The organism is Nocardia sp. NPDC059691, from assembly GCF_042733915.1.
GTDB classification, from domain to species: Bacteria; Actinomycetota; Actinomycetes; order Mycobacteriales; family Mycobacteriaceae; genus Nocardia; species Nocardia sichangensis.
In genome coordinates this window covers 295,873-309,243 of record NZ_JBHWFB010000006.1, presented here as the reverse complement: position 1 = coordinate 309,243, position 13,371 = coordinate 295,873, and the positions used below count along the sequence as shown (strand labels likewise).

The 13,371-nt window shown below is 70.3% G+C and carries 1 protein-coding gene (only partly in view); it reads right to left on the bottom strand.

What is annotated here, in order from left to right; translation table 11 throughout:
- Positions 1–13,371, bottom strand: the 5' portion of a protein-coding gene (locus ACFV2O_RS16130) for an SDR family NAD(P)-dependent oxidoreductase (protein ID WP_379252433.1). The gene continues 8,391 nt to the left of window position 1, outside the view; the window shows 13,371 of its 21,762 coding nt (coding positions 1–13,371); the start codon lies at positions 13,369–13,371; the stop codon falls past the left edge of the window.

Sequence of the window (13,371 nt, the reverse complement as noted above, 5' to 3'; positions counted from 1 at the left end):
GTGCGAAAGGACTGCGTCGACCGGACGCGTCGAGTAGCCCACGGCGGGTGTCGGTGCGGTTCCGGGCTCCGCCGAGACGCTGCCCGACCGCATGGAGATAAGCGTGTGCCCGTCGCCATCGCTGCCCGGTGCCGCCACAGCGGCGTAGGACCGGGATTCGACCCAATAGCGTTGCCGCTGAAAGGGATACGTCGGAGCGAGCGCGCGCCGACGATCGTGCGGACGGTGCACCTGCTCCCAGTCCACCGCCACGCCCCCGACATACAGGCGTCCCAGCGCCGTCATCATCGTCTCGCGATCACCACGGCCGCGACGCAGCGACGCGACGAACCGCGCCGAGTCACCCAGCACGCGCCCGCCGAGCGCGGACAACGTCGGATGCGGCCCGATTTCGAGGAACTCGTCGATCCCCAGCTCGGCCAGCGCACGCAAGCCCTGTGCGAACCGGACCGGCTGACGCGCATGCCGCGCCCAGTACCGCGGGTCGAGTTCGCCCGGGCGCAGCACCGCACCGGTGAGGTTGGAGATCAGCGGAATCGCGGGATCGGACATCGTCGCCCGGGACGCCGCCGCGGCGAGGTCGTCGAGAATCGGGTCCATCGCCGCGGAGTGGAAGGCGTGCGAGACGGTGAGATCGGCGGACCGTATACCGTTGGCCGACAACTGCTCGCGCAGCGGATCGAGTGCGGCTCGCGGTCCGGCGACCACCACCTGAGCCGGTCCGTTGTATCCCGCGATCGACACCGCGGGCGCATACCGTGCGACGAGCGGCGAGATCTGCTCGGCGGGGGCGTCGACGGCCACCATCGCGCCTCCGTCCGGCAGGCGCTGCATCAGGCGACCGCGCACGGCGACGAGCCGCAGGGCGTCCTCCACGCTCATCGCGCCTGCGGCGCAGGCCGCGACGTATTCCCCGACGCTGTGCCCGAGCACCGCCGCCGGGGCGATCCCCCACGACCGCCACAGCTCCCACAGCGCCCACTCGACCGCGAACAACACCGGCTGGGTGAACACCGTGCGACGCAACAGCTCCGGACCGTGATCGCCGTAGAGGGCCTCGATCAGCCCGATACCGTCCGCGATCGGCCCCAGCACCGCGTCACAGTGTCGCAGCGCGTCGCGGAAGACCGGTTCGGAGTCGAACAACTCGCGTGCCATGCCCGGGTACTGCGATCCCTGCCCGGTGAACAGCAGCGCCACCTTCGTGCGCGCGGTTCGCTCTACCCGGCCACGGATCGGAATCGGCCCACGCAGCTCTCGCGCCACGGCGGCGCTGGTGTCGGCGACCACCGCGAGCCGTTCTTCGAAGTGTGTCCGCGCGGTCGCGGCGGTGTAGGCCAGATCGCCGAGTGTCGCCTGCGCCGAGTCGATTCGGTCTGCCCAGCGTCGCGCGCTGTCGGCGAGGGCGGTCTCGTCGCGCGCGGAGAGGACGAGTACCTGCGCGGTCGGCGATTCCGGTCGCGGCGCGGGTACCGGATCACCCTGCGCCAGGATGACGTGCGCATTGGTGCCGCTCATCCCGAAAGAGCTGACGCCGATCGCCGGTTCGTGCCCGGTGCGCGGCCAGTCCCGCGCCTCGCGCACCACTTCCAACGGCAGCCCGGCCCAGTCGATCAGCGGGTTCGGAGTGTGCAAGTGCAAGCTCGGCGGGATCCGGCGGTGCTGCAACATGAGCACGGCTTTGATGACGCCCGCGACGCCTGCCGCCGCCTCGGTGTGCCCGATATTGGTTTTCACCGACCCGATGAGCAGAGGCTGCGTGCGGCCCGATCCGTACACCTCGGCCAGCGCGGTGGCCTCGATCGGATCGCCGAGCGGGGTGCCGGTGCCGTGTGTCTCGACGTAGTCCACGGCGTCCGGCCGCAGGCCCGCCCGTTCCAGCGCGTCGGTGATGACGCGCTGCTGGGCCGGGCCGTTGGGTGCGGTGAGACCGTTGGACCGTCCATCGTGATTCACCGCGACGCCGCGCACGATCGCCAGCACCCGATCGCCGTTGCGCCGGGCCTGCGACAGCCGGGTCAGCACCAGCACGCCGCAGCCGTCGGCGCGGACGTAGCCGTTGGCGTCGGCGTCGAACGCTCGCGAGCGTCCATCGGGCGACAGCGAGGCCAGGCGGCAGAAACCGATGGTGGTCTCCGGAGCCAGCTGGAGGTTCACCCCGCCCACCAGTGCCAGATCGCAACGGCCCGCTCGCAGCCCGTCTTCCGCCGCTTGCAGCGCCACCAGCGAGGAGGAGCATGCCGTGTCCAGCGTCATCGCCGGGCCCTGCAGCCCGAGAACGTAGGCCAAGCGTCCGGCCGCGACGCTCGGCGCCGAACCGATCACCGAGTATGCGCCGATCGCGGTCGGATGGTCGGCACGGGTCGGCGTCGCCGGATACTCGCTGAAGCACAGTCCGACGAACACGCCGGTGCGGCTGCCCGCCAACGCGCCGGGTGCGCGGCCCGAGCGCTCCAGCGCCTCCCACGTGGTTTCGAGCAGCAGGCGTTGCTGCGGGTCCATCGCGCGTGCCTCCGCCGCGCCGATACCGAAGAACGCGGGGTCGAACTCGTCGGCGTCGTCGACGAAACCGCCCCAGCGGGTGTACATCGTGCCCAGGGACGCCGGGTCCGGGTCGTAGTAGGCGTCGATGTCCCAGCGCTGCGGCGGCACCTCGGTGATCGCGTCGTGTCCGTGCCACAGCAGGTCCCAGAAGTCCTCCGGTGTGCGCACCCCGCCGGGGAAACGACAGCTCATGCCGACGATGACGATCGGGTCGTCGTCGGGCCGGTCGCTCTCGAAGTCGATGCCCGGCGAAACATTCTGTCTCACAAGCCGTTCTGGCGGAGCTGCGATCGGGTACCGCGGCGTGGGCGCGACCGGGCTCACCTCGTCAGCGACCGGGGGCGCATCAGCTGCGACCAAGGGCACGTCAGCGGGCACCGGGGACACGTCGGCCGCGACAGCGGACACGTCGAGCCCAGGCAAGAGCACGTCAGCCGCGACCAGAGGCACGTCGGCGACGACCGGGGGCACCTCAGCCCCGGCGGGGGACAAATCGTCAGCCACGGCCAGAGGCAAACCGGCTGCGTACGAGGGCACATCAGCGGCGATCACGTTCGCGCCGCCGGCGGGAGCGGCTGCGCCGGCGCTGGGAGCGGCTGCGCCCTTGCGGTGCAGGAACCGCGCCATCTCACGCACGGTCGGATAGTCGAAGACGAGCCCGGCAGGCAGCGGCATTCCGACCTCGACGGCGAGCGCGGCCCGCAGTTCCATTCCGGTCAGGGAGTCGACGCCCGTGTCGTGCAGTGGCAGATCAGGATCGAGTTCGCCCGCGCGATCGAGTACCCGCATCGCGACGCGCTGGACGAGCGCCTCCCACGGTGCGAGATCGTCGGACGCCGACTGCGTTCGCGGTACCCCGGTGGTCTCCCGTGGAATCGTCGGCGGTACGGCCGGCGCGATCTGCGGCATGCGCTGCGCATACCACCGCTCGGGCACGAATTCGAAGACGCCAGGGGCAGCACTGTCGTGCCGGACGAGGTGCTCCAGCGCCGCGGCCGCGTCGCCCGCGGACAGCGGAGGCAGCCCGCGCCGCACGAGACGTGCTGCGACGTCGGGCCGATCGGCGGCCATGCCCACGTCGGCGAACGGCCCCCATCCGATGCTCAGCGCGGGCAGTCCCTCGGCACGCCGCCGCCAGGCCAGCGCATCCAATGCCGCGTTGGCCGCGGCGTAATTCGCCTGGCCAGGGGTGCCGAGTACGCCCGCGACGGAGGAGTAGGTGATGAAGAGTTCGATCGGTTGATCGCGGGTGAGCTCATCGAGGTGGCGCGCCGCATGGTATTTGGGTCCGAGCACGGTCTCGAACCGCGACCAGGTCTGCTCGCTGATCACGCCGTCGTCGAGCACTCCCGCGCAGTGGACCACGCCGCGCAGTGGCGGGAATCCGGATTCCGAAATGCCTTGCAGCAGTTCCGCGACGGCCGCGCGGTCGCCGACATCCGCCTGCCGCGCCGTCACTCGAGCGCCGGTGCCGCGCAGCGACTCCAGCAGCCGTTCCCCTGCCGGATCCGGCGCGCGTCTGCCTACCAGCACCAAATGCCGTGCTCCACGGTCGGCCAGCCAGTGCGCGGCCTCGGCGCCGAGGCCGCCGAACCCTCCCGTCACAAGATAGGTGCCATCGGACAACCGGTCGCCGCGCGCGGCGACCGGGACGTCTTTGCCGAGCAGGACGACGCGACCGGGATGATCTCGTTGCGACATGGCGCGGAACGCCTCGGCGGCACGATCGATGCCGTAGGCCGCGTGCGGCAGCGTGGTCAAAGCGCGCTGCTCGAACAGCGCCAGCACACTGCGCAGGGCAGCGCCCAGTCGCCGCGGGTCGATAGTGGCCGGATCGAAGGTCCGGTGGTCGACATCCGCATGCCGATGCACCGTTCCGGTCTGCACCGGGTCGACGATCTCGACGAATCGGCTTCCCGCATGCAGGATTTCGGATGCGTGTGCGGCGAAGCCGTCCCCCGAGGTGTGCACGACGACGTCCAGTCCGTGCCCGGCGGTCGCCGCCCGAACCCGTTCGCCCAACTCGTGGCTGCGCCAGGTATGGATCTGTGTGACCGGCAGACCCGCGTTCCGCGCCCAGCGACACAGCGCGGCGGTCGCGCACACCTGCGCTCCGGCGTGCACGGCGAGCTGGACCGCGGCCATGCCGATGCCATCGGCGGGGCCGTGGACGAGCACCCGGTCCCCGGCGCGCAGACCGCCGAGGTCGAACAGCGCGTGCCAGGCGGTGGTGAAGGCGTAGGGCACGGTCGCGCCGTCGGCGAAGGGCAGGTCGTCCGGCAGCCGGGCCACCATGGCCTGGTCCACCGTCACGTGGCGGGCGAAACTGTCGGCCGCCAAGGCGACGACGCGGTCACCGACCGCGAATTGCTCGACCCCGGCGCCAATCGCGGTGATCCGGCCCGCGCACTCGGAACCCAGCGGTCCCGCCCCATCCGGATGGATGCCCGAGGCCACCCAGAGGTCGTGGGCGTTGAGGCCGGTGGCGGCGACGGCGATCTCGACTTCGCCGGCTGCCGGTGGGCGTCGGATACCGGCCTCCAACCGCATCCGTTCGAACTCGCCGGAACGGTGCGCGACCAACCGGTAGTCGGCGGACTCGAGGCCTTCGGCGACGCGCGCGGTCAGCCAACGGCCGTCGCGGAAGGCGAATTCGCCTGCGGCGCGGCCGCTGAGCAAACCATCGACGATCGGGGCGCTGTCCACGATGGTTTCGGCGGGCAGGTCCAGCAATCGGCATCCGAACTCGGGGTGCTCGGTGGCCAGCGTGCGTCCGAAACCCCACAGCAGCGCTTGATCGGGGTCCGGACGGTCGGTCGGGGTGACGCGCTGGGCGTTCACGGTCAGCAACCACAGCGCGGCAGGCCGGTGCGCTGCCGAGTCCAGAGCGCGCGTCAACCGCAGGGCGGCTTCGATGCGAAGCCGGGCGGAAGCTGCCGTCCACGCGAAGACGATGCCCTGAAACGAATTCGCGGACTCGGAAGACAGGATCTCGTCGGCTGCGTGCCCGTCCTCGGGGCGAACCATCACGATTTCAGCGCCCCGCACGCTCAATCCGGCGGCGACGGCGTCCCCGACCGCTCCGTCACCGAAGATCAGCCATCGACCCGCAGGTTCCTCGCGCACGCCGCCCTCGGCAGCAGCCCATCCCACGTGATGCAGCAGGCGTGCGAGCCTTGTCGAGTCCGGCTCCACGGCAGACGATTCCGGCAAGGTATCGAACTTCGCGGCCAGCAGGCTCACACCCTGAACGCTGGCCAGTGGCCGCCCGGACGCCGAGTACAGGGTGGCGTCACCGACGATGATCCGCCTCCCTCGTTCGGTCACCCGCACCCGGCACCGCACGGTCGCATCCCCGGCTGTCGGGTTGCCGAAGAATCGGACACGATCGATCTCCGATGGCAAGAACAACTCCTCGCCCCCGGTAGCTGTCACCACGATGCTGTGCAGACAGGCATCGAGCAGGATCGGATCGAGCGCTGTGCCGTCACCGGGCAACCGGAACGCTGTCTCGGCCTCGGTTTCGCTGATCCGCCGGAACTCCAGGGCACAGCGGTAGTCAGGGCCCAGGTCCAGGCCCAGCCGGGCGAGGGTGTCGTAGTAAGTGGGCCAGATGCGCGCATCGGAATGAGCGGAGTCTGCCGCATACGGTTTCACCGGCTCAGGCTGCGCCGCAGTGAGTGTCGCTTGCGCGTAACCGGCTCGGGCGTCGTCGGAGCCGAGGAAGCGCACATCGTGGCCGTCGGGGCCGGGTTCGACCACGACCCGCACCACTGCTTCGGCGGTGACCTCCAACGGCGTGATCAGCCGCAGCTTCCTGACTTCCCATGCCCCGGGCAGTCGAGTGGCGATCTCGTTCAGCTGAGCGCTCAGCCACGCCGCGGGCACTGTCGGCAGACCACGCAGCCGATGTCCTGCGAACATCTCCGGGGTGAGCCGCAGGGCGCGTGACGAACTCGAGCCGTCCCGGCGCGGCGTCAGCTCCAACCAATGCCGTTTGCGCTGGAACGGGTAGGTCGGGACATCGACATGTCGCCAATGGTGACCGGAATAGACGGCACCCCAATCGATCTCGGCGCCATCGACATACCGTCGAGCCAGTTCGAGCGACCCGCTCGACACCTCAGCGACCGACCCGCTCACTGTGACCCCGGAGGCGACGTTCTCGAGCGCGGCACGCAGCTGTGCGGCAGTGTCGAAACCGATCGCCACGCGCTCACCGAAGTGTGTTCGGCCCAGCGCGGCGCGCGCACACAGATCCACCAATGCGATCTCAGGGTGGGCGACGAGTAGATCCCGGTAGCGAGCCGCCAGTTCGCGCAGGGCATCGGCGCTTTTCGCCGACAGGACCAGCAAATGAGGCCCGGCATCGTCGGGGGCATCGGCCTCCGAGACCTGTGGCGGTTCTTCGATCACCACGTGCGCGTTCGTCCCGCTGATCCCGAAGGCGCTCACCCCCGCCCGCCGGGGCCGTCGAGAACGCCGCCACGGTCGCTCTTCGGCGACCACCCGGATAGCGACCGAATCCCAGTCGATATGCGGATTGCCCGAACGGAAATGCAGCGAGGCGGGAATGCGCTCGTGGCGCATCGACTCGATCACCTTGATGATGTTCGCGATGCCCGCCGCCGCCTGGGTGTGCCCGAGATTCGACTTCACCGACCCGATCCACAGCGGCGTGGTTTCCGTGCGACCCTCCCCTAGGGCTGCGGCCAGGGCGTTCACTTCGATCGGATCACCGAGTGCCGTGCCGGTGCCGTGTGTCTCGACGTAATCGATGTCCCCCGCCTCGACGGCCGCGTCCGCCAGCGCCGCGCGGATGACCCGTTCCTGCGCCGGACCGTTGGGTGCGCTCAATCCCTGGCTGCGGCCGTCGGAATTGACCGCGGAGCCGCGCACCAGCCCCAGCACCCGATCGCCGTCCCGCCGCGCGTCCGCCAGCCGCTTGAGCACGAGCATTCCCGCGCCGTCACTCCAGACGACGCCGTCGGCGCGTGCGTCGAAGCTCTTGCACCGGCCATCGGCGGCCAGGCCGCGCGCCCGCGCGAAGTAGATGTCGAGCGAAGGCGTCAGCACCACGGTGGCGCCGCCCGCCAGCGCCAGATCGCATTCGCCGCTGCGCAGACTGCGCACCGCCGTGTGCACGGTCACCAGCGACGAGGAGCACGCGGTATCGATGGTGAGGCTCGGCCCCTGCGCGCCGAGGAAATACGACAGTCGGCCGGAGGCGACGCTGGAGAGGTTTCCGGTGCCGAACCAGGCATCGGGCGCGAGGTCGGCCCGCGCCATCCGTTCGGCGTAGTCGTTGGACATCACACCGACGAAGACGCCGGTCCGGCTGCCCTCCAGGCGGCTCGCCGGGTAACCGGCGTGTTCGAGCGCCTCCCACGCAGTTTCGAGCAGCAGCCGCTGCTGCGGGTCCAGCATCCGGGCCTCGCCGACGGAGATGTCGAAGAATCCGGCATCGAAATCCTCGACACCGTCGACGAAACCGCCCCAGCGGGTGTAAGTCTTGCCGTCGGCATCCGGGTCCGGATCGAAGACGGCGTCCACGTCCCAGCGGTGCGCGGGTACCTCGGTCACCGCATCGGTTTCGGTGGTCAGCAGGCGCCACAGATCGGCGGGCCCGCGCACGCCGCCGGGATAACGGCAGCCGACGCCGACGATCGCGATCGCGTCGGCGTAATCGTCCGGGGCAGGCTCGGCTTCGCGTGCTGTGAGCTGAGACACGTTCGGTGTACTAGGTGTAACCGGAAGTTTCGTTGGGTATACCGGGGCTGTGAGCTGCTCGGAGATGCGCGTGGTCGGTCGCTGTTCGGCCTGCTGCCCTGCCGTGCGGCCGGGGGCGGACGTGGCGCCGAGCCGGGCGATCTCCTCCGAGACCGCGGCGACCGTCGGATGATCGAACAGCAGCGTCGCCGGAAGTCGCATCCCCAGATCCGCGGACAGCGCGTTGCGCAGCTCGACCGCCATCATCGAATCGAGCCCGAGTTCTCGCAGCGGCGTGCGGTCGGAAACCGCTGTCGTGCGGCCGAGTGCCGTCATGGCGTGGGTGCGCACCAGTTCCCGCAGTTCCGCCGGATCGCGCGAATCCTGGGCTTCGACCGCGGCGACCGGTTCCGGCTCCGCCGGAACCTCCGTGACGGCGGGAAAGACCGACACGACTCCCTCCGCCGACAGCAGCCAACGCAATGCTCGGACACCGTCTTCGGCGGCCAGTTCGCCGACACCGTGGCGCGCCCACGCGCGGCGGGCGGCGTCGCTCAGCCCTTCGGCCATGCCGGTGCCCGCCCACGGCCCCCACGCGATGCTCAGGGCAGGCAGTCCTCGAGCCAGCCGCAGGCGGGCGAGGGCATCGAGATACGCGTTCGCCGCGGCGTAATTGCCCTGCCCGGCGGTGCCCACCACGGCGCTGACCGAGGAGAACAGCACGAACAGATCGAGCGGCTGTCCCGCGGTCAGCTCGTGCAGGTGCCACGCGCCCGCGACCTTTCCCGCGAACACCCGGTCGATGTGCCCGGCGGACTGCTCGAACAACAGGGCGTCGTCCAGAACTCCCGCACAGTGCACGACCCCGGCCAGCCTCGGCAACTCCACGCCGAAGCGGCTGATCAGGCGGGACAACGCATTCCGGTCTTCGACATCGACCACCGCGGTCTCGACTCGCGCCCCCGAAGCCGCGATCCGCGCCATCTCCCGCTCGTCTCGCGAGGTCGGGCCGTTGCGCCCGGCCAGCACGATCGTTCCCGCGCCGGCCTCGGCCAGCGTCCGCGCGGCAGTCAACCCCAGCGCGCCACGTCCGCCGGTGATCAGATACGCACCGCCACGCTTCACCTCGGGCGCCCCGCCCGGTTCGTCGGAGGGCTGCATCCGCGTCGTGTAACGGTGACGCCCGCGCAGCGCGATCGCGGAATCAGTGGCGCCGGAGCGAATCTCGTCCACCAAGCGGTGGTCGTCGCAGCGCGCGTCCGCGGGCAGGTCGATCAGGCGGCACCGCAACTCGGGCAGTTCGGTGCGCGTCACGGCACCCAATCCCCACAGGGTCGCGGCGGCCGGACGCACGGGTTCCCCGGCGAGCGCTCCGGTCGCCCCCATCGTCACCAGGTACAACGGTGCGTCGGAAACCAGCCGAGCCATCCGTTGCACCACCGCGAGCGCGAATCGCGTTTCCACCCGTGCCGATTCGGCGCTGTCGTCCGCTTCGGCATCGGCGATGTAGATCACCGCACGGTCGTCGCCGGGCCACACGTCGGGATCGGTCGTACGCTCCGCGGATACCGCATCGGTACCCGCGGCGCGCAGCGCTGCGGCGAGCCGGTCCGCCTGCTGCCCGACGCCGACCACCAACGCGGCGGCGGGCGCCCGTCCGCTCGGCGACGCCACGACGCGCTCCCAGGTCGGACGGTGGGTAAAGCCGGACATGCTATCCCGATCCTGCGGCTGCCCGGCAGTGCCGGACTCGGCGAACCATACGTCTTCGATATCGCAGACCACCGCGCCCGCGGTATCGAAGACCGTCAGACGAACGGTGCGGCCGGTGCGCTCGGCCAGCGCCCACGCCGTTGCCCCCGCACCCTGGCCGGACAGACGCAGACGGCCGATACCCACCGGCAGACGCGCCGCGTCGCCATCTGCGGACACCAACGCGAGACCGGTCTGGATCGCGGCGTCGAGCAGACACGGCAGCCAGGCGTCCGGTTCGTCGGTGAGTTCCGCCGGGCGCGTCAGTTCGGCGAGCACGCGGCCCTCGCCGGACCACAATCGCGTGATCCAGCGGAATCGCGGGCCGAAAGTCAATCCGGCATCGGCACACCGGCGGTAGAAAGCCGCGACATTCTCCTCGGTGGACAGCGCGAGCCGCGCCGCGGACAGTTCGTCGGAATCGCGGGGTCGATTCGTGGCGGCTCGAACCGTCGCGGACACCGCGGTGACCGCGCCCTCGTCGACGTGGAACCGCACCTCGGCGCGACCGCCCACATCGGAGACCAGCGGCTCGGACAACTCCTCCAGCGGCACCGGTCGCGCGGCGACGAAGTCGATCAGCTCGTGGCCTGCGCCTCCGGCCGCATGCAACGCGCGCAACGCGAGCTCTGCCGCGGGCACCACCGCACGGTCGCGAAAGCGATGCTCGGCGAGATACCCCGTGCTCGGCGACGCGCTCTCGATCGGCACAAAGACCCGCTCTCGTTCGAAGGGGTAGGTGGGCAGGCCGTTGCGCCTGCGCGCGTCCAGCGGAACCACTGCGCTCCAGTCGATTTCAGCGCCCAGGCGATACAGCTCGCCGAGCCCGGTCAACAGCACCTCGTCGTCGGTGGACGTCCGGCGCATGCTCGGCACCCACACAGCGGCGGGGTCGGTGTGCCGCCCGAATTCCGACAGCACCGGATGCGGTCCCACCTCGAGGTAGACATCCACGCCCGACTCGGCGGTCGAGCGCACACCCTCGGCGAAACGGACGGTGCCACGGGCATGCGCGCGCCAGTACGCCGCATCCATGAGGCCCTCGATCCGCGTGCCGGTCACGTTCGACACCAGCGGAATCGTCGCCGCGCGCGGGACGGGAACCAACTCGGCGACCCTGGCTTCGAAGTCGTCGAGCATCGGATCCAGCAGGGGCGAGTGGAACGCCGCCGTCCCGGGCAGCCGCACGGCACGGATCGACCGTTCCTCGGCAGCCCGCACAACCCGCTGCACCCCGTCCACCGATCCCGACACGACGAATTGCCCGGGGCTGTTGACCGCCGCGACCGACACACTCGCCGAGAGCTCGTCCAACAGTGTTTCGAACTCCACGGGCGCGGCGAAGACCGCCGCCATCGCCCCTTGCTGCGCCACTGCCTGCATCAACCGGCCCCGTTCTGCAGCCAGACGCAAACCGGTGGCGAGATCGAACACGCCCGCGACGGTCGCCGCGACCAGTTCACCGAGGCTGTGCCCCAACACGACGTCGGGGCGGACGCCGAACGCCGACCACAGCTCGGCGCAGGCCCATTCGAGCGCGAACAAGGCCGGTTGCGCGTACTCGGTACGGGCCAGCACATCGTCGTCCGCCGCGAACAGCACCGACCGCAGACGCAGGCCGTCGCGAAGCGGTCCCAACAACTCGTCGCACCGGTCGAGCGCCGTGCGGAAAGCCGGGTACCTGCGGTCGAGCGCCGCGCCCATCCCGGCGTACTGTGCGCCCTGCCCGGTGAACAGCATCGCGACCCGCGGCTTGCCCGGATCCGGATCGATGGACCGATCTGACGGTGCCGCGAGATCGAGCGCCGCTTCTTCGGCTGTTCTGGACACGACCGCTCGCCGGTACGCGAAATGCGTGCGTCCCAGCGCCGCGGTGGCGGCGACGTCGGCGAGCGGCATCTCCTGCCGGTCCAACTGCTCCGCATAGCGGTGGGCCAGCGCATCGAGGGCCGACCGGGTGCGCGCCGAAATGACCAACAGCGCAGGCTCATTCGGATCGGCACGCGCCAGGGGCTCGGGTGCCTGCTCCAGCACCACATGTGCGTTGGTGCCCGCGAATCCGAACGAACTCACCCCTGCCAATCGCGGCTGCCGCGTCTGCGGCCAGGCGACGTCGTCGGTCGGCACCGCCAGCGCCGTGCCGTCGAGCCTGATCTTCGGATTCATTGTGGCGAAATCGTGCTGACGTGGAATTCGTTCGTGCTGCATCTGCAGCACCACCTTGATCAGCCCGGCGACGCCCGCGGCCGCCTCGAGGTGCCCGATCTGCGACTTCACCGAACCGAGCAGGCACACCGACCCATCCGCACGTGGCACGCCGACCACCTGCGACAACGCCTCGATCTCGATCGGATCGCCCAGCGGCGTGCCCGTGCCGTGCGTCTCGATGTAGCCGATCCGATCGGCTTCGCACCCCGCGTCGACCAACGCGGCGCGCAGCAACTCGCGTTGTGCCGTCGGATTCGGTGCGGTCAGCCCCATGGAACGACCGTCGTGGTTCACGCTCGAGCCTCGGACGAGCGCCCTGATCTCGTCACCATCGGCGAGCGCTCGCGAAAGCGTTTTGAGCACAACGACACCCGCGCCCTCGCCACGCACATACCCGTTCGCGCGCGCGTCGAAGGGGCGACAGCGCCCATCCGGAGAGAGCGCGCCCATGCGGGCCAGCGCCTCCGAAGTCAGCTCGGATTGCAGCAGATTCACTCCGCCCGCCAACGCGACGTCGCACTCCCCCGCACGCAGACTGCGGCACGCCTGATGCACCGCCACCAGCGACGACGAGCACGCGGTGTCGATCGCCACCGCCGGACCACGCAATCCGAGCACGTAGGACACCCGCCCCGCCACGATGCTCGACATCGTCCCGGTGAGCGTATGCGCGTCCACCGAACTCACCCAGTCCGGGGTGATCGTGCGCTGGTATTCCTGCCAGCTGACACCGAGGAACACCCCTGTGCGGGCCGCGGCCGGACCACCTGGCATCAGTGCGGCGTCTTCCATTGCCGCCCAAGCCACTTCGAGCACCATCCGCTGTTGCGGATCCATCGACGCCGCTTCGCGCGGGGCGATCCCGAAGAACTCCGCGTCCATCGCATCGATCGGACCCGCGAGCAGCCCGGCTCGCCGCCGCGCCCGTCGAGGCGCCGAATCCGTTACCACCCAACGGTTCTCCGGCGCCTCGACGATCGCGTCGCGGCCCGAGGACAGCAGTTCCCAGTACTGCTGCGGGGATTCCGCGCCGCCGGGAAAGCGACAGCCGATTCCCACGATGGCGATCGGCTCGCGCTGCGGCCGCGCCTCCAACTCCTGAATCCGGCGGAGCGCCCGCGTCAGCAAGACCCGTAGGCCGTACCCATCATCCGACAT